We start from the raw sequence: 20,114 nt of genomic DNA, 5'->3' as shown, positions 1-20,114 counted from the left end.
GGGTGGCTACTCATCCACCTCCTTGCGTGAGCGCGCGGTGGGCGCCAGCCCGAGGGCAATCTCCTTGAGCTCGAAGGTCAGCTCCCGGATGGGGAACGGCCTCACGTTGCCAAGGACAATCACGGTCACCCGGTCTTCCCTGTAGTGGTGCAGGTTGGACATGAAGCCATCCATGGTGCCGCCGTGTCGCACCAGGACACCCCGCTCCTTGACGCCCGGTCCACGAAGATAGGGCTGAATCCGGAAGCCGTAGCCGTAGTAGCCCTCTTCGCGGCTTCCTCCCTCGAAGAGGCGCTTCTGGCTCTCCGCCGAGACCAGCCCCGAGCCGAAGAGCGCCTGGTCCCAGGCGTACAGGTCCTCCACGGTCGAGTAGATGTCCCCGGACCCGAGGGCATAGGAGACGTTGTTCTCGTCGCGCGACACCCCCAGCAGGCCCTTCGCGTAGCCGAAGGAGCGACGGGGCGGAACGTTCGTGCCGCGCTCGACGCCCGAGCCCGCCATCGACAGCGGGGTGAAGGTCTTCTCCTGGAGCACCTGCGCGAAGGTCTTGCCCGTGACGGCCTCGAGGACGAGCGCCGCGAGGTGGTAGTTCAGGTTGGAGTACTCGAACTTCGCGCCTGGCTTGAAGGAGAGCTGTGACTTGTTGATGAGCCGCAGGATCTCCCCCGAGGAGACGTCCTTCTCCGACTCGTGTTCGATCAACGCGTCCAGATGGTCAGGCAGTCCGGAGCGCTGCTTGAGCAACAGGTGGAGCGTGAGGCGCTTGCCGAGGTCCGCGCGGAGCTTGGGGAGGTAGCGGGACAGCGGGACGTTCAGGTCCAGCGTGCCGTCCTCCACCAACTGCATCACCGTCACGGCGGTGAAGGACTTCGTCAGCGAGCCGATGAGGAACTGCGAGGAGGGCGTGTTGGGCCGCTTGCCGTCCTCGTCGGCCAGGCCATAGGCGGCGGAGTGAAGGACCTTGCCGTCCTTGGCCACGAGCACGGCGCCGCGAAAGCCTTCCTTGTCGACAATGGAGCGCAGGTGGGCATCGAGCTTCGCGGCGACGGAGTCTTGGGATGCGGCCCGTGCGTCGAGACCGAGGCCCAGACAGACGACGGCGACCCATCCCAGGAGCGATGAATGAAAGGACATGACGGAGCTCGTGGCGTCAGTTGTTGGACCAGATGACCGAGACAATCTTCCAGCCAGTGCCCGTGTTCACGAGGTGCCAGCTCTCCTGACCACGATTGATGACGCGCTCATCCGCGTGGAAGGTGAACTCGAAGGAGACCGAGGCGATGTTCCCGTCCGTGTCGATGCGGACGTTGATGAACTTCTCCTCGATGCGCTGGGGCTTCGCCGCGATGTCCTCGATGAAGGCCCTGGGGTTCTGCTTCGGGCCGGAGGTGAGCTTGTTCGCCTGGGGGTTCTTCTCGCGGACCTTCTTGAGGCGCTCCTCGCCCTGGACGGACTGCCAGATGACGTCCTCGCGCAGGAACAAGCCGAGGAACTTCTGGGTGTCCTTCTGGAGGATGGCCTCACGGAAGTCCTCCACCACGGCCTGGAGTTGTTGTTTCGCGGCGGAGGTATCCGGGGGGCGCTGCTGTGCAAGGGAAGGTGCAGCCACGAGGCATGCGAGCAACAGCAGGAACGACTTCATGCGGGACTCCGATGCCGGACGCAGGGGTGTGTTCTCGGTGGGCCCGGGAACCCGCGTTGCTCGTGGATATTCCAGAAGAAGGAATACCGTTTCGCGCGTTATTTCATGCGGAAAGTCCCAGCGGCTTTCCGGAGCCCCGCGCGGGGAGCAGAGGGCTCGACCTCAATCGCAGCAGCAGGGGGACAACACCATGAAGCGAGCGTCCATCGTTGTTTCGGCGGTGATGATGTCGGTCGGGTATGCCAGCACGGCCCTCGCGGGACCGCCCATCACCGTGAATGGCTACGTCTGCGCGGCGACGTACACCCGGCAGCCGAATGCCACCTATGGCCAGGGCTACGTCATCGTGCAGGTGAACACGGCGGCGAACTGCACGGGGAGCTTCGTCGGCAATTACTTCTACCTGGGCTCGGGCGCCTCGTCCGTGGGCTACCAGTACAGTGAAGCCGAGCGCCTGAGCCTGTTCGAGCGCGCCACCCAGGCCGCCACCCAAGGCACGCGCGTCACCCTGTACGTCGAGGGCGCGGGCATCGGCATCCTCGACACCACCTACCGCGGCAACTGACCGCGTCCGCGCTCCTCCGGCGAATCACGACGCCGGGGAGCGTGGAGGTGGGCGCGCAACAAGCTCCTCCAGGAGGGCGCCGCGGACAGCGCACCCTTCAGGCTCAGCCCAGGAGCCGCCGCAGGTCGGCGTCATTCACCCACCCAATGCACTGAACGGGGATGACGTAGAACCCCTCATCCGCCAGCTCGAGCAGGACGGGCGGAACCCATCCGTAGACGATTCCTCCGTAGGGCCCGGTCTGCTCGTGCGCGAACCACGTGTCCCACCCCGGGATGTCATGGTCATCGAGGAAGCCGTTTGAAGGTGCGGTGGCGGCGCCACAGATGTCTGTATTGAAATCGGTCGCATAGACGCGACCGCCCGCGAGCCCTGAGTACGAGTGCCCCCCTGGGTTCGCCCGAAGCAGCTGCTCGCGACGACGCCCCACGATGAACTCCACGGCCTCCTTGCCGGCACCTGGAGGCTCGAGCAACAACTCGAGCTGCGTGTCGCCATCATGCCGGCAGAGCGGAGGCCGCAGCGCTTCCGTCCGGGTCGTCACACCCGCCTGACTGGCCACGACCCTCGGCCCACACCACGCAATCGTCTCCGCCAGCCGGAGTTTGAAGTCGGTCGACATCCTCCAGGTCCTTTCCGAGGCCAGGCACCTTCGTTCCTGGCGACTCTTCCCAGGGCAGACTCCAGCATGCCCTGGAATGCGAAGCAGCCTTGCGGCCTGAGTCATGAGGGGGCCAGCTTGCAAGTCCCCGGGCCCCCTGGGGATGCTCGCGCCAAGGGAGGAGCGGCGGCGCGGGCCTGGGCGGTTCGCTCCGGCGCGTCGAACGCATGGACCTGGAAGAACTGCGTGCCTTTGTCGGCGTCGCGGAGACAGGCTCGTTCCTGGCCGCGGCGGACAGCCTCGCGGTCTCTCGGACGACGCTGCGCCGCCGCGTGGAAGCGCTGGAGGCTCGCGCGGGCGTTCCCCTGCTCAAGAGCACTCGCACCGGCGTGGTGTTGACGGAGGCAGGCGAGGTCCTCGCCCGTCGCGGCCGGCTGATGATGCAGGAGACCCGAGCCCTGGTGGCCTCACTGCGCGAGGTCGGCCAGGCCCCCGCGGGACTGCTGCGCGTCGTCCTCCCCGTGGGCCTGCCGCCGCATCTCCTCTCCCCCCTGTTCGGCCTGCTGCGGAGCACCTACCCGCTCCTGCGCGTCCACGCATCCTTCAGCGACAACCCGCTCGCGGAGCCGCTCGAGAACGTGGACCTCGCGGTGCACTTCGGGAAGGACCTTCCCCGAGGCCCCTGGATGTCCCAGGTGGTGCTCCGAGTCCACGAGCGCCTCTGGGCCAGCGCGGACTACCTCCGCCAGCACGGCGTGCCCGAGGCCGTGGAGTCCCTGCGGAAGCACGAGCTCTTCTCCTGGCAAGGACCTGGAAGTGACGCGTGCCTGTGGCCCCAGCTCGAGGGTCCCGCGTTCCAGGTGGAGCCCACCCTCATCTCCACCGACATCCACCTCATCCGCGTGTGCTGCCTCGCGGGGCAAGGCATCGGGCTGATTCCCAGCGTGGACCTCGCGGACCCGGGCGAGGCCGAGGGGGCGCTGGTCCCCGTGCTCCCGGACCTCGTGGGGCGCGAGCTCCCCCTGCGCCTGAGCGTCCCCGAGGCCCTCAGCGAGCTTCCGAAAATCAGGCAGGTCCTCGCCCACATCCAGCAGGCCATCGCGCCGCTGTGAGTCATGCGCAGGAGGCGGTCATCGGGTGGCCACCTTTGGCCATCCCCGGCGCCGGGCGTCCACGCTACGCCATGAGGCAGTCCCCACGAGCCGGAGTCCGCCATGCGCCTCGCCCTGCCCCTGACCCTCGCCTGCGCCCTCGGCGCGCTGTCCTCCCATGCCAAGGACCCCGCGCTCGGCGCGACGACCTTCACCGTCTACGAGGCCTTCCTCAGCCCCGCACAAGAGCCCGGCGAGGAGTCCGAGACCCCCAAGCTCCTCCAGAAGAGCCTGGGCGCCACCGCCCCCTCCACGCCGCGAGAGCAGCGCAAGTCCCGAGGCCACGGCGTCCTGCGCTTCTCCAAGGACCTGACCCGCGCCTACGTCGACGTCGAGATGACGGGCGTCAACCCCGACGACATCCTCATGTTCCACATCCACTGCGGCCCGCCGGGTGTCCTGGGCCCCGTGGTGGTGGACTTCGGCGAGCTGGGCAACCTGTCCAAGACGCTCGCCAACGGGCGCTGGTCGATGGAGCTGACCAACGCGAACATCACCTTCGTCAAGGACATGAAGGGCATGAAGTCCGGGCTCCCGGAGAGCTGCCCCGCCGAGCTGGGCTTCCTGGCCCAGACACGGACGCTGGCCAGCCTGGAGTCGCTCGCGCGCAAGGGCGTGCTCTACTTCAACCTCCACACCAAGGCGCACACCTACTACGGCGAGATGCGCGGGCAGCTCTACGCCGCCCAGCCCTGAGTCACGGGGCCTTGCGGCTGAAGATGGCGACAATCGTGCGGGCGAGCTCCTCCTTCGCGTCCTCGGCGGGAACGTCTCCCGTCGCGGCGGCCTTCGACAGCGCCTCGGCCGCACCGAGCAGGGCCCAGAGGCTGGCGACGCCGACAGGCGCCCCCTTCGACAGGGGCGAGAGCACGACCCTGCACTTCTCCATGAACGCGGCCTGGTACGCGCGCTTGGTCGCCTCCAACTCGGGGGCGCCCGCCAGGGCCGCGAGCACGTCGGGAATCTCCCGCCCCTGCGTGAGCACGCAGTCCACATAGGCCGAGGCAATCACCCCCGCCGTCTTCGCCAGCGTCGGCCCTCGCTCGGCCAGCGCCGCGTCCATGATGGCCGTCTGCCGGCGATCAAAGTCTTCGTAGAGCGCGACCAGCAGCCCGTTCCGCGTTCCGAAGTGGTCATACACCACCGGCTTCGTCACACCGGCCTGCTCCGCGAGCCGCCCGAGCGTCAGCGCGTCCGTGCCTTCGTCGCGGATGATTCTCCACGACACATCGAGCAGCTGCACCAGCCGCTCCTCTCGGGTGAGGCGCAGGCGACGGGGAGATGGAGGTTGGGTTGACATTGCTATATACCAAAAGTAACTTACCTTTAGTATATAGCAGCGCGAGCCGGACTTCAATCCGCGGGGGCGACCCAGGCGGGAAGGCGGACTTGCGCCCAGGGACCTCCGCCCATGACAACCGCTGTCGTCGAACCGTCACGCCTCCGGCCGTGGTTTGGCCTGTTCACCGTCCTGAGCCTCGTGCTCCTCGTCGCGATGGATGGCTCGGTGCTCTACCTCGCCATGCCGCGCATCACCTCCGCGCTCACGCCGAGCGCGGACCAGTCGCTCTGGATTCTCGACATCTATGGCTTCGTCGTCGGCTCGCTGCTGGTCACCTTCGGCAACATCGGTGACCGCTACGGGCGGCTGCTGCTCATCCGGGTGGGCGCGAGCATCTTCGGCCTCGGCTCCCTGGGCGCGGCCTTCTCCTCCACGCCCGAGGTGCTCATCGCCAGCCGGGCGCTGATGGGCTTGGGTGGCGCCACGCTGCTGCCTTCGGGGCTCGCCATCATCAGCGCGATGTTCCCCGACGCGCGCGAGCGGGCACAGGCCATCAGCATCTTCGCCGCCACGTTCGCCGCGGGGTTCGCCATCGGACCGGTGCTGGGCGGGATGTTGCTCCAGTCCTTCGACTGGGGCGTGGTGTTCCTCATCAACGTGCCCGTGGTCCTCGCCTTCCTGCTGGCGGCGCCTGTCTTCCTCCGGGACGCGCGCTCGACGAACCACGGCCGCATCGACGTGCCGAGCCTGCTCCTGTCCTTCGTGGGCATCCTCCTCTTCACCTGGTCGGTGAAGACAGCCGCCGCGTATGGACTGGGTGGCAGCCAGTTGGGGGTGGGCGGAGTGGGCCTCACCGCGCTGGTCCTGTTCGTGATGAGGCAGACACGGCTCGAGCACCCGCTGCTGGACCTGGGCCTCTTCCGAGACCCGGTCTTCTCCATCGCCATCCTCACCGGGCTGCTGTCGCTCGTCGTCTGGTCCGCCACGGGCTACCTCATGGGCAGCTATCTGCAATCCGTGCTCGACCGACCTGTGTTCACCGCGGCGATGCTGACCCTGCCCGGGGCCGTCGTCCTCACCGCGGCGTGCGTCTGGACCAGCCGGCTGGTGGAGCGCATCGGCCGGAAGGCGGCGCTGGTCGCGACCCACTTCTTGATTGGAGGAGGCGTCCTCCTGCTCCTGTTCACGGGCCTCGACGCGGGGGCGACTGTCTTCATCGCCTCGAGTGTGGTCGCGGGCCTCGGCTATGGGCTCTCATTCAGCCTGGTCGCCGAGATCGCTGTGTCCGCGGTTCCCGTCGAGCGCGCGGGGGCAGCGGGGGCCATCGCGGAGACAAGCAATGAGCTGGGCAACGCCCTGGGAATCTCGCTGCTCGGCTCGGTCGCGGCCATCTGCTTCCGGCTCTACGGCCCGGGCGTCGCGGGGACCCTGAATGAAACCCTGGCGCACGCCAGCCTGACACCGGAGCTCGCGCTCCAAGCCAGACAGGCGTTCCTCACGGGCCTGCATGTCGCCGCGGGCATCGGCGGGACGATGATGCTCCTGCTCGGAATCCTCTCCTGGCGCTGGCTCCCTCGGCGATTGCCGGAGTGAGTCATGTCCTGGTGCAGGGGACGTATCTGGCCCCCCGCCGGATGACTGCGACGACACGCGCGCAGGCGTCTTCCAGCGGTTGTCCTGGTACGAGGACCGGGACGGTGACGGCTGTGCAGCGACAGCAACGCGGCCGACTGCTGGCCCTGATGCGGAGAAGCCGGCACCGAGCCCTTCACCGTGCGGGAGCAGGTCCTGGGGCCTTCGCGAGGAAGTGACTCTCGCCGAGGCCCCTGCCAGGGGGCGGGCTCATCCCTCCCGGCGATGGAAGTCCTGCAGGGCCTCCACCGTCGCCGTGACGCCGCCGCAGACAATCACGGCGATGCGTGAGGCGGCGGCAAGCACCGGCGATGCCGTCTCGAGCGCGGCCAGCGCGCTCCCGCACGAGGGCTCCACGAGCAGCTGGTGCTCATCGAGGAACCGCAGGCAGGCCGCCACCGCCGCCGCATCGGACACGACGACAGGTTCGATGGAGTGGCGCGTCGCCCACTCGACGGCCGCGCTGGACGGCCGCTTCGCACCGAGCGACGTGGCGATGCTCGTGATCGCGGGCAGCTCGATGGGCCGCCCCGCTTGGAGCGAGCGCGCATAGCAGTCCGCCCCTTCGGTCTCCGTGGCCACGACGGGCACATCGCCCCAACCGTTGCGAGCCAGCCCTTCGAGCACGCCGCACAGCAACCCACCACCGCCGACCGCCACCACGACCGCATCGGGCTTCGGTCCTGTCGCCGCCATCTCGTCGACCATCGTCGCGTGGCCCGGCCACAGGCCCGGGTCGTCGAAGGGGTGAACGAACGCATCGTTCGCGCCCATCACGGATTGCGCGTACGCGTTCGCCTCCGCCCACGATGCGCCGTGGACCGCCAACTCCGCGCCCTCGAAACGAATCCGGTCACGTGCGCGCGCGGACGAGCTCTCGGGGACCACGACGAGCACGGGGACGCCGAGCTCCCGGCCCGAGTAGGCCACCGCGATGCCCGCGTTGCCGCTCGAGGACGACACGAAGCGACGGGCCCCCGCGGCCTGCCTCGCCTCGCAGACCGCACCTATCCCACGGAGCTTGAACGAGCCCGACGGCTGCAACGCATCGAGCTTCAAGAAGACGTCTTTGCCGAGCCGAAGGGACGCGGCTCGCGAGCGGATGTAGGGCGTCTGGATGTGGAGTGGCATGCGGAGAGGCACCGGCGGTTCGAGTGGCGCCGGCCAACCTAGAGCTCGCGGCCCATGCTTCCCAATACTCTCCAGTGCCTCCGGCCATGCCTCCCAGGTATATCGGTGGAATGGACAGCTCCAGCATGCGGCGGGTCGAGCTTCGACATCTGCGCTACTTCGTCGCGGTCGCGGAGGCGGGCAGCATGGTGGCCGGTGCCCGAGCCATCGGCATCGTGCAGCCCGCGCTGTCCCGGCAGATTCGCGAGCTGGAGGAAGCAGTCGGCACCCCGCTCCTCGTCCGCCGCTCGACGGGCATCTCGCTCACGGCGGCCGGGGCGAGCTTCCTGCGGGACGCGACCCGCCTCCTCCAGGAGCTCCAGGACAGCCACGAGCGTGCGCTGCGCAGCGCGGAGGGCCAGTTGGGGGAGCTGCGGCTCGGCGTGCTGCCGAACTACTTCCCCCTGCCGGTGGTGTCGACCCTGCTCAAGGCGTTCCGGACGACCTGCCCGGACGTCATGTTGTCCATCGCTCCCATGCTCTCGGCCGACCAGGCGGCGGCCATCATGAGGGGAGAGCTCGACGGCGGCATCATGGCGTGGAGGCAGGACGTGGCGCCGCATCTGTCGGGCGTTCGGCTGCGGCGAGACCGGTTCGTGCTCGCCATGCTGGCCTCGCCCGGCAAGCGCTTCCGCGCCCCGCGTCGACTGACCGAGCTCGCGGACGCGCCGTTCATCTGGTTCGACCCGCTCCGGTCCGCGGCGCATCACCGGTTCCTGCTCGAGCAGTGCCGGCGAGTCGGCTTCACGCCACACATCGCCCAGGTCGGCAGCGACATTCCGACGCTCATCGGACTCGTCGCGGCGGGGATGGGCTACGCCTTCGTCCCGGAGAGCACGGCCCCCACCTGCCCTCGCACCGTGCGACTGGTCGCGCTCGACGAGCTCGCGGACCGCTTCGACGTCGAGTTCGTCTACGACGGGAGGACAGACGCCCCCGTCGTCCGGCAGTTCCTCACGGCCCTGCGCGCGACCGTCAACGCCTGAGCGGGGCCGTGGGACCCGAGCTCATCCCGGAGTGCCTTCGAGGACGAAGCCGAACTGAGTGACAGCCTCTTCGACAATCGGCGACAGGAGGCAGTGGACGGCCACCGGCCGCTCCGTCACGCGCGCCGTCATGAGGAAGTCCCAGGTCACCGCGCCCTCGAGGGGCACGATGAGGCGCTTCCCCACGGGCCCGGAGGGCGTCTCGAGCTTCAGCAGGAGCGCCACATGGCCCCTGTCGCCTCGCATCGGATGGAGCTCCTTGATGACAGCGACATAGCGCTGTCCCTCGAGCCGAACACGCTCGTAGGCCTTCTTCTGTGAGGCCGAGATTCCGAAGAACACGAGTCCCAGGAAGGTGGCCATCAAGAGCGTGAAGCCGACGACGGCGAGGGTGATGTCCATCGACGCAGCCTACACGCGGCGTGGAGACACTCACAGTCGCCGCACCTCGACGTCGCGCGCGTCGCTCCCGGGGTCGCCTATAACGGCGCCATGTCTCCGCATCATCCCGTCGAGCTCACCTCGCGCAACCTCCGCACCCTCCTCACCCAGCGCCTCCGCACCGAACGGCTCGCGCCCGAGGAGCTCCGTGCCCTGCTCGCCGCGTCCGAGCCCGGAGAGGTCCACGCGGCCCTGCTGCATCTGAAGCAGCGCATGGAGCGACTGGAGGGCGGTGACACGCCTGAGGTCCTCCTGGAAGCGCTGCCCAAGGCCCTCGGCGCGTGCACACCCGAGACACAGGTCCTCCTGGCAGAGCTGGCCCGCCTGATTCCGCCAGCACTTCCCCTGACGAGCCTGGTGTCCCTGACGAACGGAGGGGGTCCCCTCTCCGTCGAGGCCGAGGTCGCCTGGCTCATCACGGACCTCCTCCGTGAGCCCGCGAAGCTGACCGCCTTGCCGATGGGAGGCCGGCTGCTGCGCGCAGTCCAGCGACTCTCTCCCGCCGAGGCCTCCGACGCGGAAGCCCTCGTCGACGCGCTGTGCGCCCACGGGGCCCCCGAAATCCAGCTCGAGGGACTTCGCCATCTGGGCCATGCGCTCGAGCTGGGGCTCGTGACCTTGACGCAGGCCTTGGAGCTGAGCGTCCGCGCGATGGACGCCACGGATGAGCGCGTGGCGCTGCGGGCCCTGGAGCTGCTCGCCGAGCCCTGGGCCACCCGGTCCGAGCACGTCGCAGCCCTCCGCTCGCCTCCGTTGCCAGCAGGTCGCTCGGAGCGACTTGTCCTCGCATCGCTGCGAGTCCTCGCACGTCGAGGAGACGCCGGGGCGCTGCGGCGCGTGCTCGAGGACCCACGACACTCGAACCCTGTCCGACGCGAGGCCCTGGCGCTGATGGCCCCCTTCGCGGGCCCCAGCGAGCTGTCCTTGGCGCTGCACCTCTGCCGCGAAGACCCGCTCTTCTTCGGGCCCACAGGCGCAGAGGTGCTCCAGACGCTCTATCGCAGGGGTGTCCGCTGCGAGCCTGACGACGTCCCCGGTGTGTGCGAGCTGTTCGTCTCCAGTCCGACGGTCTCCCCTGCCCTCATCGCGGAGGTGCTGAGCCCCCGGCAGCGTGAGTACGTCGACTCGCTGGAGACACTGTCGGTCTCGAGCCCGGAGTTCTCCCGCCACCTCTCGCTCCTGAGGGAGATGGACGGCCCCGAGGCCCTCGGCCTGCTCCGCTCGCTGCTCGTCCGACCTGAAGCACAGTCCGTCCGGCCGGAGCTCATCGAGGCCCTCGGGCACCAGGGTCGTGAGGTCGTCGAGGAGGACCTCCTCGGCTGTTTCGACGCCGAGCCCTGGGCCTGCCTCGCGGCACTTCGTCACGTGGGCGGCGAGCGCACCGCGGAGTTCCTCCGCACCCATCCGGGCCTGCCCTCCGCCGAATGGCGCGCCGAGGCACTCGCGCTGTCAGCGGTGCTCGAGGAGACCTCGGCGCCCGTGCCCGAAGGCGGTGGCATGGGCCAGGAGGTGCTCGCGAGCCTCCAGCCCGTCTATGACGATGCCGCCTTCGCCGAGGTCTCTCGCCTCGCGCTCCAGACGCAGCATCCCTTGCGGCTCCAGGCCATTGGACAGCTCGGCCGCGAGTCCCGACGGCGCACGCTGCGACCACTGGGGCAGCTCTTGCTCGACGCCGATGAGCAGGTCCGCGCCGCGGCACAGCAGGCCATTGTCCAGGTGGGGCGCGGGCTCCATGCCAGTGGCCGCATGCGCCCGATACCCACGCGCGAATCCGCGGATGGCGCTGGCGCACGGCTCGTCACGGAATGTCTGCTCGAACAACTTCAGCAGCGAGACCTGAGTGACGCACAGCTCGAGCGGGTGTTGAGCCAGCTCGTCGGGCGGACACATCCGTTGCTCGCGCGGCGTCTGCGGCGCTTCCTGCGCCATGGCAGCGTGCAGGTGCAGAAGCTGACGCTCGAGTGCCTCGCGCAGTCCGGAGACGCGCGGACCGTCGCCTGGCTCGTGCCTTTCGCGCGCGCGGAGGACATCTATCGGCTGAGGCAAGCGCTGAGCGGGCTCGGGGAGTTCAAGGTGGAGTGGGCAGTGCCCGTCCTCGCGGAGGGGCTCGCTCATCCCAACATGAACATCAAGAAGACCGCCGCCGAGGCGCTCGTCAAAGCGGGCCCCGGCTGGCCCCCGCCCATCGGGGTGATGCTGGACTGGGTCCGCCGCCACGACAACCCAGGTCTGCGCGAGTCCCTGGTCCGCGCACTCCGCGCCACCTGCGCGCGAGGCTACGTGGCGACCCTCCTGGATGCGCTCCCGCGCGCAAGCAAACCCCGTGAGCAGACGCTGCTGTGCGAGGCGCTCTCGGGAGTGCTGTCACCTCGGACGCTCGTGGCCCTGCTGCGTCGGGATGCGCCCAGTGCGACGGTGCTGAAGGACGCGGTCCTCGGGGGAGTCCTCGAGCTCTCGCTCGAAGCGCGCGCGGAGCTGGAGATGCTGCTGCGCCGCCATGGCCTGTCGGACCGGATGCCCTCCACGTCCGAGGACCCCGAGCAGGCGAGACTGCTCCGCGAGCGGCGCCTGGACGAAGACCTGGCGTGGATGGATGACGTGCTGTCCACCCAGGACATGGGCGTGCTCGAAGCCGAGGCGGAGGACCTGACCCGGCTGCTCTCGGGACTGGGGAGCTCGGGTCTCACGGAGGCTCGCGCGGCCGTCCTGAGACGGCACCTCGACAGGCTTCGCCCTCTGCTGGACAGCACGCACTCCGCATCACGGCGACTGGCGCTCGCGCTGCTGCGGACACTCTCCGGACGACTGTCCGAGACCGAGCGGGTGGGAGTGCTCGCGGAGCTCCGACGCGCCTGGGCGGAGGGCCGGCTCGAACCTCACCAGGTCCTCACGGCCCTGTATGAGCAGAGGGCCGAGCCGTCCCTCGAAGAGGCTCGAATGGCCTCGGCGCTCCCGGAGGAGTCGTTGGCGCAGTGGGGAGCCGAGCGACTCGTGCTCGCGGAGGAGCTGTCGGGCCCGCGCTTGCTGGAGGCCCTGACGCAGGCCCGCTCGTACGCAGTCCAGCGGTTCTTCGTGCCGCACGCGCTCCGGGAGGTGCCACCGCTCCAGGTCCTCGCCGTCGCCCTGCGTGAGCAGAACGCGAACCTGCTCGAAGAGGTCCGCCGGGCCTGGGACTCGCGTGTTCCGGAAGACGTGCTCCTCGCGGCGCTGGCTCCCGCCGTCGAGACAGGAACGCCCTCCCAGGTGGAGACACTCACGCGGTGGATGGCGGACCTCGGAACAGAAGCGGCCCGTGCGTCGCTGCGGCGGCTCGCGCGCCACACGGAGCGAGGGATTGCCCTCGCCGCGCTCACGGCGCTCGAAACGCCTGTGTCGGGAGAGGATGAGGCGTTGCTCGTGGACCTGCTGACCCACGACCCCATCGACGTCCGCCGACAAGCCGCGAGACAGCTCTCACGGGTGCGGGGACTGCCTCGACTCCAGTCGCTCTTCGACACGCTTGGCGAAGCGCGGCCGCTCCGGTGGGTGCCTCCGAGCGCGATGGACCGGAGGGAGCTGGAGACCCTGCGTGCGCGGCTCGCCGCGGTGGAAGCAGGCGTGGAGGGAGAGGTCTGGCTGGATTCGCTGATGGAGCTGCTCGAGGGGCTCCGCCCGAAGCCGAGTTTGTTTCCGACGCAGGTCCTGCTCCTGCTCGACGTGTGGCGACTGGGTCGGGGACGGACGGAGAAGCGAGCGGCGGCCGTGCTCCGCTCGTATCCCCCCACTCGGGTGCTGCCCTTCGTCCTCCCGATGCTTCGCGAAGGACACACCGCGGCGCTCCAGGTCCTCTCGGGCGACCTGGCGCTGGGACCTGAGTTGATGACGTTGTTCCTCCGGGCACGGGGCCTGGACAGGAAGCACTTCCTGGAGTGGCTCCAGCGAGGAGCCTCCGCACAGGGGCGCGACAGTCGGACGCTGGAGGACGCGCTCTTGAACATCGTCGACGAAGACGAGGCGCATCGCGCGCTCGCGTCGAAGGTCCTCGGTGGACTTGCGTCCTGGGGGAACCGCGACGATGCCTTCCGCCTGGGCGAGCGCCTCCTCGCGTTGGCGAACCGCAAGGAGGGCGCCTGGGCGATCGGGGTGATGGAGCAGGGCCTGGAACGACAGGGCCCCGAGGTGCGCATCGCACTGCTCTCCCGAGTCACCTCGCCGACGCTGCGGGCGGAGGTCGTCGACATGCTCGCCCCGCTGCTGTTGGAAGACCCCTCTCTCGAGAAGAGCCTCACGGTGGAGGTGATGCGCGACGTCGAGAGGAAGCTGGAGTCCCTGGCCTGGGAAGTCCCGGAGCCGGAGCTGGCGGCGATGAAGTGGATGGTGGTTCGGAAGAAGCCGCGCGTCGCCGAGCGGCTGACGGAGCACCTGACGCACCGGAAGTCCTCGATACGCATTCAAGCGCACCGACTGCTCAAGAACCTGGTGCCACGGGAGACGTATCTGGAGCTGACGTGTGTCCTGCTCGGGGACACGGAGGCCGGGCACGTCGTGCGGGCCATCCGGACGCTCTCCTTTGGAGGTCACCTCCCCGCGGTCGCACAGATAGCCGCGCTGCTCCATGACCGCCGCAATGCCGTGGCGCGCGCGGCCAGGGAGGCATTGCTCGTCATGGGGGACGCCGCGCTGCCCATCCTCCGAGGGGAACTCGCCCGTGCCCGTCCGGACCGCCGCGAGCGACTGACCCAGGTCATTTCGAGCCTGGCGCCCACGACACACGCTTGAGCGCCATGGAGGACAGAACCATCCGGGAGCCTCGATGGTCTATCCTTCGCGCGTCATGACGAGGAGCGCATCGCATGAATCCAGGAGTCTCCATCGTCGCTGATGACACCCGGAGCTGGGGACTGGAGACCGTGGGCCCAGGACTCCTGCTGAGCGTGCCTTCGACAGGGCCATGGGCGCGACGGCCCGCGCTGCATCTCGAAGTCGTTCCGAAGTACCGGCTCAGGTTGCGCTGCGGGCGACAGACCTTGCTCTGGACCCGCATCGATTCCTATTGGGACCAGGCGGTGTTCGTCCGGGGCTCGGACAGCGCCCCTCGATTCCTGCCGGCGATGACGGCACCCGAGGTTCGCGCCGTCGATTCATCCCCCGGCGCAGAGGAATGGTGGACCGCTTGGACCTGGCGGATGGCGCGTGCGCTCATCGAGGCCCCTCTCACGGTGCTCCATGCGGGCCACTGGTGCCTGCGCCCCGTGCGCGCCATCGATGCGGAGAAGGCGGAGCGGCACCCGGTCTCGCCCATGGAGTGGAGCTTCGGTCAGCCGCTGATGTCACCCCACTCACTGGCCGCCGCGACCCAGTTCAAGCCCGCCTGGGCCGAGGACTGGTGGGAGTCACTCCCCGGTCAGCGGCCGGGCGCCGTGCTCGGGCTTCGCGAGGCCTCCGCCGCCGAGGATGGGCGCGTGAAGAGCTGGCGAAAGCGCGCGAAGGACGGGACGCTGCCGCCCATCCTCCTGCTCTTCGTGGACATCCTGGCGAAATGGGTGGTGCTGGATGGCCATGACCGGCTGCACGCCGCGCTGCTCGAAGGCACCGAGCCTCCCTTGCTGGGCCTGTGGCCATTCATTGACCGGCCTCAGCCCTGGAACGCCACCCGCGAGGAAGGCGCGCTGCTCGCCGCCGAAATCCAGCTCCGCACCCCGCCGACACCGGACACCATCGACCGCATCAACCGCATGCTGCTGTTCAGCTTCGCCCATGACCGGCGCGGCACCGTCTCGCGCGCCTGGCCACTCCCCGGCGGACACGCCGCCTGGCGCGAGGAGCTCTCCGCCCGGCGCCGCATGAGCCCGTCCCCGCTCCTGGACGAAGAGGACTGGGACTGGCTCGTCTGACGACGTCCAGCCCGCCGAGGAGCTCCACCCGACGCTCCTCGACGGGATGCACCGTCTCTGCCGCTACGGGGTGAGTGTCGCGTTGAACGAGTAGTGCCCCGCCCCCTGCGTCACACCCGCGGTGGGGAAGGTCGCGGGCATCGCGCCATAGGGCCTGCTGACCCAGCGCTCAACACCCGAACCGCCGCCATAGGCGAAGACCGTGCTGCCGTTGTTCAACCCCACCACGAGCCAGTACGTGCCCGCGGGAAGAGAGACCGGCGTGACGACATTGACGGTGTTCCAGCCGACCGCGGGGACGAACGAAGAGGTCGTCGCCATGAGGTTGCCCGGCGCTCCGCCAGTCAGGCTGTCATAGACGGCCAGCGTCAGATTTCCCGGCGAGGTCCCCAGCGCCTTGACGTTGATACTCAAGGTCTGGAGCGTGGCCGTCTGCCCCAGCGCAACCTGGTTGCCAATCAGCAGGTCCGCGAGGCCGGAGTCGGTCCCCGACAGGACGTTCGTCTCTCCGATGGTGATGGACGAACCCGCGTTGGCCACGAACGAGCTCACCTGCCCAGAGCCGCTGCCGGCGGTGCTGCTCGCGAGCGCGCAGACATAGTACGTGGTGCCGGACGTCAGCCCCGTGATGGCCTGATTGAAGCTGACGGCCGCGGTGCCGCTGCCCAGGTTGATGCCGCCGCTGACCGGAGCACGCGTCCCGAAGGTGTCATTGCAGCTTCCGGGGTGGGTCGCGCTGTAGCGGAACCACCCGGTGGAAGCGACGCCCTGGGGGTTGCCCTCCCCGTTCAACGTGGCGCTCGTCGACGTGACACCGGTCGCCGCCGAGGTGACGACCGTCGGTGCCGTGCCCACGGCCGACGTGGTGAACGACAGCACCGTGCTCGCGGGAGTCACGCCCACCGGATTGCTCGCAATGGCGCAGAAGTAGTACGTCGTGCTCGCCGCGAGCCCCGTCACGGCCTGCGTGTACGCAAGCGCCGAGCCGGCGCTGCCCAGGCTCACTCCACCGGTGGCCGGCGCGCGCGTTCCGAACGTGTCGTTGCAGGTTCCAGGGTGGCTGGTGCTGTACCGGAACCACCCCGTCGTCTGTGCGCCGTTGGGGTTGGCCGAGCCATTGAGCGAAGCGCCAGTCGCACCGACATTGCTGGCCGCCGAGGTGGTCGTGGTCGGAGCCACCGCGCCGCTGCACGGGGCATGGGTGTTGATCGTGAGCACCCAGTCGTTGCAGTTCGTGGACTGAGGAGCCGCGTCCTCGCAGTTCGCCTGGTGGCCCGAGGTCCACGCGGGCGTGGTGAAGTCCTGCGTCCCGGTGTTCGCGTAGCTGGTGCCGATGGTCGTGTACACCCCGTTGGTGGGGTTGAACCACTTGGCCGTGGAGGTGCCGCACAGCTTGGTCATGTCCACGCGGACGGTGCGGGACGACGGGATGTAGACGAGCACCGCCGACCCGTTGGGGGTCCGCGCCGTCGTCGCGTAGTAGTTGGTCCGAACAGGGTTGTTGCCGTAGCAGTTGGTGCTGTTGCTCCCGCTGGTGCACATGCCGTGGGTCACGATGGTGCTGCCATTGACCGGGTCGCTGGGCCCTCGGTCCGGAACCAGGTCCCACCAGTTGAACCCACTGGGGCCGTCGAAGAAGGTCCGCAGGTGCTGCATCGAGATGGCGCCGGGGTGCGTCGGGTTGTTGAGCAAGGACTTGTTGGGGAACGGCGCGCCCAGCTGCCACTCGTGGGACGCACCGTAGAGCGTGCCGACGGAGCCGGAGGTGATGGACCACCAGGCCACCTTCCGGGTGTCTCGAGCGGCCACTTCCTCGTCCTCGTACTTGGGCTCCATCAGGAAGCTGGGCATGACCGCCGGCAGGGTCCGCCCATAGTCGACGTGCTGCTTGTAGTAGGCCGCGCTGTAATTATAGACGCCGCTGAGGGTGACCAGGTTGCCCCACACCGCCCAGTCGCCATCCAGGGAGCTGGTCCCGGTGGTGGGCGCGAGCTGGAGCACGAAGAGCTTCGGATTGACGGTGTCCGTGCTCTTGATGCCGTTCGCCACCGCGGACATGCGCGCCTTGTCATTGACGTCGACATCGAAGTAGTCGCCGCCCATCCACCAGACGATGTTGTGGTTGTTCTTGTAGCGATTGCCGAGATACCGGCCGTACTGGTTCGCCCGCGTCGCCCCATTCGCCACGAGGGTCTGGTGGAACGTGACGGGACCATCGAGCGGGGTCGCGAAGAGCACGATGTTGTTCTGGTGGGCCGCCGCCACCAGGGCATCGACGCGCGCGAAGTAGGCATCGTTCGGCGTGCTCAAGTCCCAGCAGGGGCCATACTCGCAATTCTGGGCAAGCGTCCCGGTGAAGGGCTTGATGCCGTCCCAGGTGGACGAGTCCGCCGTGGAGTAGGACTGGACCAGCCAGACATCCGCGGAGTTGACGCCCTGGCTGGCCTTGGTGGCGAAGATGGTATTGAAGTCCGCCGGGTCGACTCCGGTGACGATGGACTGGGGATTGAATCCGTTCACGAGAAACGGAACGTTGTTCTGGTCGACGATGTAGCGCTTGTTGGCACTGACCTTCAGCGGAAAAGTGAATGTCGGGCCGATGAGCTTCTGGCCCGTGGATTCGGGGGCGGCCGAGTCTCCCGGGGCTTCGACCTGTGAGGAACAGGCAGCGAACACCGAGCAGACGGCACCGAGCAGGACCTTCCGCAGCAGGCGGGCTCGAGAGCCCGGTTCAGAAATGCCAACGCCATTGGAACGATACGTCCATGAGTACATGCAACGACTCCAGGTAACCCAGCCAGCGAGCGGACTCGCGACGGGAATGCGGCCGAGACAACTTCACGGCGCTCAGTCATGTCAGGACTGAGCGCCAACAACACCGGCACCCAAATCAATGGTCACCCTGGAGCAGCGGTCATCGCGCCATCCGTGCGGCGCGCTCCGAGGAGACACGTCGCCGTTCACGGACGCACACACACGCTGCTCGCCATCACTCCCAAACGCCTTCCAGGGCCACTCAGCCCCTAGCAGGCGTTGATGACCTTCCTGTCGAACCCCATTCGCGCAACACCTTCGTCGAGAGTGCGCCGTCTCTACGCACGAGGCGCAGCGGACTTTCCTGGAACTTTAGAGGGCACATTCCGCCGAGAGGTGGCTTCGAGCCAGGCTGGCCTCTCGGCGGGAAGGGTGTCGCCTCGGTCACGAGGCAGAGGTGAGCACAGGTAGGTGGCGAGTGCGCCCCTCGAAGTGCCCCTCCCTGCCCTCCACGCCTGACTGTCGTTACGCCTGGCGGAGGACCTTGATGATGGCGGCATGTTCCTCCGCGCCATGTCCCGCTCGGACGGCGCGTGCGAACAGGTCCGCCGCGAACCGAGGAAACTCGCCGTTGATGCGTGCTTCCTGTGAGTGCCGCATGAGCCCGGAGATGTCCCCGGCCGCCGTGCGCAGCGTGCTCTCCGGCGAGGTGAAGGCATTCTTCGCAATCACGTCTCCCATGTGCTTCGCATCCTGCCCCAGAATCGGCGCGAGGTTCGCGAGCAGCGCCCCGTACGCGGCGACATCGAGCCCTTCGGCTTCGCAGATGAGCGCGCCATGGCTGAGTCCAATCCAGCGCCCGGCGAGGTACGCCAGCACCGCCGCGAAGAGCGACGACGACGCTCCGACCTCCGGCCCCATGGACGTCAGTCCCCCCGCGAGGAGGCTGAGCAGGCTGTGCCCCTGGGCCTGCGCCTCGGCCGAGCCCGAGACGAGGATGACGGCATCGGCGCCGCCTATCTGTCGCGGCCACGCGAGAATCGCGCCGTCGACGTAGCGCGCGGACCGCGCCTGAACCCACGTCTCGAGCTCGCGAGCCTCCTTCGGAGTCCCCGTGCTGAGCTGCACGACGAGCTTGCCAGGCAGCCCGCTCGAAACGTCCGTGGGCTCCAGGATGGCGCGCGTCGCGGCGTAGTTCGAGACACAGAGGATGACGACAGGGCTCGCGCGAATCGCGGCGGCGGAGTCGGGCGCGAGCAGCGCGCCAGCCGCGACGAGTGCCGCGGCCTTCTCCGGCGACCTGTTCCACACGGTGACTTTCTTCCCGTGGCGAACCAGTGCCGCCGCCAGCGCGGTCCCCATCTCGCCCAATCCGATGACTGAAACTTCGCTCATGATTATGCTCCTGGATGCGGCTCGGCTCTCGAGCGCGCGACGGGAGCAAAATGAGCGGCCGCCGTAGTGATAACAAGTACTTACAATTTCGTAAGTGTCAGTTTGAAAGGGTCATTCCTCGATGAGCAAGCCCGCCCAGCACCAGACGTGCGGCCTCTCCGCGGCGTTGGCGGTCATCCACGGCAAGTGGAAGGCCACGATTCTCTGGATGCTCCACGCAGAGCCCCTGCGCTTCGGGGAGCTGCGCCGGCGGGTCGGCGGAATCAGCGAGAAGGTCCTCTTCGAACAGCTCCGGGAGCTCGAGGCGGAGGGGCTCGTTCATCGCGAGGATGCGGGAGAGAATCCTCCCCGCGTCGAGTACTCACTCACGGAGAGTGGCCTGGAGCTCAACATCGCGGTCCATGCACTCTCCGAGTGGGGGACCCGGCACGTGAGGAAGCGCGACGAGCCCGCCGCCTTCTCCTGGGCAGCTCCGCAGGTCAGCTGAGGCGACAGCATCCCCGCCGCAGGGAGCGGAGGGCCTGAAGCCTCTCGGGCCAGGCCGTCCTCGCGAGCAGCGAGGCCCGCGCGGGTGCATTCCCTGTCAAACAGCACACTTCGAGGTGCTGTCCTTTGAGGCCCT

16 protein-coding genes are annotated in these 20,114 nt (G+C 68.4%); 8 read left to right on the top strand and 8 right to left on the bottom strand.

Going from position 1 to position 20,114, the window contains the following annotated elements; genetic code table 11:
* Window positions 1-6 precede the first annotated feature (6 nt).
* Both MYSTI_RS10675 and MYSTI_RS10670 read right to left on the bottom strand, forming a co-directional pair.
* Window positions 7-1,134, bottom strand: coding sequence for a serine hydrolase domain-containing protein (locus MYSTI_RS10675; protein ID WP_015347761.1), 1,128 nt, complete (start codon window positions 1,132-1,134; stop codon window positions 7-9).
* A gap of 16 nt (window positions 1,135-1,150) precedes the next feature.
* A complete protein-coding gene (locus tag MYSTI_RS10670; protein WP_015347760.1) occupies window positions 1,151-1,642 on the bottom strand; it encodes a YybH family protein in 492 nt (163 codons plus the stop codon).
* Between the two features lie 190 nt (window positions 1,643-1,832).
* On the opposite strand from MYSTI_RS10670, the gene MYSTI_RS10665 reads away from it, so the two are divergent.
* Window positions 1,833-2,207 (top strand): hypothetical protein, encoded by a 375-nt coding sequence (locus MYSTI_RS10665; protein WP_015347759.1) that lies wholly within the window; start codon window positions 1,833-1,835, stop codon window positions 2,205-2,207.
* Between the two features lie 103 nt (window positions 2,208-2,310).
* Here the strand turns inward: MYSTI_RS10665 and MYSTI_RS10660 are convergent, their stop codons facing one another.
* A complete protein-coding gene (locus MYSTI_RS10660) occupies window positions 2,311-2,829 on the bottom strand; it encodes a hypothetical protein (RefSeq protein ID WP_015347758.1) in 519 nt (172 codons plus the stop codon).
* A 206-nt stretch (window positions 2,830-3,035) separates the two neighbouring features.
* On the opposite strand from MYSTI_RS10660, the gene MYSTI_RS10655 reads away from it, so the two are divergent.
* Window positions 3,036-3,920, top strand: a complete 885-nt coding sequence (locus MYSTI_RS10655) for a LysR family transcriptional regulator (protein WP_015347757.1) — start codon at window positions 3,036-3,038, stop codon at window positions 3,918-3,920.
* A 102-nt stretch (window positions 3,921-4,022) separates the two neighbouring features.
* Complete coding sequence (locus MYSTI_RS10650; RefSeq protein WP_015347756.1) at window positions 4,023-4,655, top strand: CHRD domain-containing protein; 633 nt, start codon at window positions 4,023-4,025, stop codon at window positions 4,653-4,655.
* Window position 4,656: 1 nt separating this feature from the next.
* On the opposite strand, the gene MYSTI_RS10645 is transcribed toward MYSTI_RS10650, so the two are convergent.
* Window positions 4,657-5,259 carry a TetR/AcrR family transcriptional regulator gene (locus tag MYSTI_RS10645; RefSeq protein WP_044279474.1) on the bottom strand — a complete coding sequence of 201 codons (603 nt, stop codon included), beginning with the start codon at window positions 5,257-5,259 and terminating at the stop codon, window positions 4,657-4,659.
* Window positions 5,260-5,370: 111 nt separating this feature from the next.
* Between MYSTI_RS10645 and MYSTI_RS10640 the strand changes: the two genes are divergently transcribed.
* Window positions 5,371-6,834 carry an MFS transporter gene (locus MYSTI_RS10640; protein WP_015347754.1) on the top strand — a complete coding sequence of 488 codons (1,464 nt, stop codon included), beginning with the start codon at window positions 5,371-5,373 and terminating at the stop codon, window positions 6,832-6,834.
* A gap of 249 nt (window positions 6,835-7,083) precedes the next feature.
* Here MYSTI_RS10640 and MYSTI_RS10635 read toward each other — a convergent pair whose 3' ends face one another.
* Complete coding sequence (locus tag MYSTI_RS10635) at window positions 7,084-8,004, bottom strand: pyridoxal-phosphate dependent enzyme (RefSeq protein WP_015347753.1); 921 nt, start codon at window positions 8,002-8,004, stop codon at window positions 7,084-7,086.
* Between the two features lie 110 nt (window positions 8,005-8,114).
* On the opposite strand from MYSTI_RS10635, the gene MYSTI_RS10630 reads away from it, so the two are divergent.
* Window positions 8,115-9,029: a LysR family transcriptional regulator gene (locus MYSTI_RS10630; RefSeq protein ID WP_233278232.1), complete on the top strand. Its 915-nt coding sequence runs from the start codon at window positions 8,115-8,117 to the stop codon at window positions 9,027-9,029.
* Between the two features lie 21 nt (window positions 9,030-9,050).
* Here the strand turns inward: MYSTI_RS10630 and MYSTI_RS10625 are convergent, their stop codons facing one another.
* Complete coding sequence (locus MYSTI_RS10625; protein WP_015347751.1) at window positions 9,051-9,431, bottom strand: hypothetical protein; 381 nt, start codon at window positions 9,429-9,431, stop codon at window positions 9,051-9,053.
* A 90-nt stretch (window positions 9,432-9,521) separates the two neighbouring features.
* Here MYSTI_RS10625 and MYSTI_RS10620 point away from each other — a divergent pair, with 90 nt between their 5' ends.
* Window positions 9,522-14,228: a HEAT repeat domain-containing protein gene (locus MYSTI_RS10620; protein WP_015347750.1), complete on the top strand. Its 4,707-nt coding sequence runs from the start codon at window positions 9,522-9,524 to the stop codon at window positions 14,226-14,228.
* Between the two features lie 74 nt (window positions 14,229-14,302).
* Window positions 14,303-15,343, top strand: a complete 1,041-nt coding sequence (locus MYSTI_RS10615; RefSeq protein ID WP_015347749.1) for a hypothetical protein — start codon at window positions 14,303-14,305, stop codon at window positions 15,341-15,343.
* A 63-nt stretch (window positions 15,344-15,406) separates the two neighbouring features.
* Here the strand turns inward: MYSTI_RS10615 and MYSTI_RS10610 are convergent, their stop codons facing one another.
* Window positions 15,407-18,118, bottom strand: coding sequence for an apiosidase-like domain-containing protein (locus tag MYSTI_RS10610; RefSeq protein ID WP_015347748.1), 2,712 nt, complete (start codon window positions 18,116-18,118; stop codon window positions 15,407-15,409).
* A 504-nt stretch (window positions 18,119-18,622) separates the two neighbouring features.
* Window positions 18,623-19,579: an NAD(P)-dependent oxidoreductase gene (locus MYSTI_RS10605; protein WP_267881063.1), complete on the bottom strand. Its 957-nt coding sequence runs from the start codon at window positions 19,577-19,579 to the stop codon at window positions 18,623-18,625.
* 34 nt (window positions 19,580-19,613) lie between these two features.
* Here MYSTI_RS10605 and MYSTI_RS10600 point away from each other — a divergent pair, with 34 nt between their 5' ends.
* Window positions 19,614-19,979 carry a winged helix-turn-helix transcriptional regulator gene (locus MYSTI_RS10600; RefSeq protein ID WP_015347746.1) on the top strand — a complete coding sequence of 122 codons (366 nt, stop codon included), beginning with the start codon at window positions 19,614-19,616 and terminating at the stop codon, window positions 19,977-19,979.
* Window positions 19,980-20,114: the final 135 nt, after the last annotated feature.

Origin of the sequence: Myxococcus stipitatus DSM 14675 (genome assembly GCF_000331735.1) — a bacterium.
Classification (GTDB): Bacteria; Myxococcota; Myxococcia; order Myxococcales; family Myxococcaceae; genus Myxococcus; species Myxococcus stipitatus.
The sequence above is the reverse complement of the archived record's forward strand: the minus strand, read 5'-3'. Positions and strand labels throughout refer to the sequence as shown.

Coding starts and splice junctions, on each gene's coding strand:
- MYSTI_RS10675 (WP_015347761.1), bottom strand. CDS start 1,134: ATGTCCTTTCATTCATCGCTCCTGGGATGGGTCGCCGTCGTCTGTCTG.
- MYSTI_RS10670 (WP_015347760.1), bottom strand. CDS start 1,642: ATGAAGTCGTTCCTGCTGTTGCTCGCATGCCTCGTGGCTGCACCTTCC.
- MYSTI_RS10665 (WP_015347759.1), top strand. CDS start 1,833: ATGAAGCGAGCGTCCATCGTTGTTTCGGCGGTGATGATGTCGGTCGGG.
- MYSTI_RS10660 (WP_015347758.1), bottom strand. CDS start 2,829: ATGTCGACCGACTTCAAACTCCGGCTGGCGGAGACGATTGCGTGGTGT.
- MYSTI_RS10655 (WP_015347757.1), top strand. CDS start 3,036: ATGGACCTGGAAGAACTGCGTGCCTTTGTCGGCGTCGCGGAGACAGGC.
- MYSTI_RS10650 (WP_015347756.1), top strand. CDS start 4,023: ATGCGCCTCGCCCTGCCCCTGACCCTCGCCTGCGCCCTCGGCGCGCTG.
- MYSTI_RS10645 (WP_044279474.1), bottom strand. CDS start 5,259: ATGTCAACCCAACCTCCATCTCCCCGTCGCCTGCGCCTCACCCGAGAG.
- MYSTI_RS10640 (WP_015347754.1), top strand. CDS start 5,371: ATGACAACCGCTGTCGTCGAACCGTCACGCCTCCGGCCGTGGTTTGGC.
- MYSTI_RS10635 (WP_015347753.1), bottom strand. CDS start 8,004: ATGCCACTCCACATCCAGACGCCCTACATCCGCTCGCGAGCCGCGTCC.
- MYSTI_RS10630 (WP_233278232.1), top strand. CDS start 8,115: ATGGACAGCTCCAGCATGCGGCGGGTCGAGCTTCGACATCTGCGCTAC.
- MYSTI_RS10625 (WP_015347751.1), bottom strand. CDS start 9,431: ATGGACATCACCCTCGCCGTCGTCGGCTTCACGCTCTTGATGGCCACC.
- MYSTI_RS10620 (WP_015347750.1), top strand. CDS start 9,522: ATGTCTCCGCATCATCCCGTCGAGCTCACCTCGCGCAACCTCCGCACC.
- MYSTI_RS10615 (WP_015347749.1), top strand. CDS start 14,303: ATGAATCCAGGAGTCTCCATCGTCGCTGATGACACCCGGAGCTGGGGA.
- MYSTI_RS10610 (WP_015347748.1), bottom strand. CDS start 18,118: ATGTACTCATGGACGTATCGTTCCAATGGCGTTGGCATTTCTGAACCG.
- MYSTI_RS10600 (WP_015347746.1), top strand. CDS start 19,614: ATGAGCAAGCCCGCCCAGCACCAGACGTGCGGCCTCTCCGCGGCGTTG.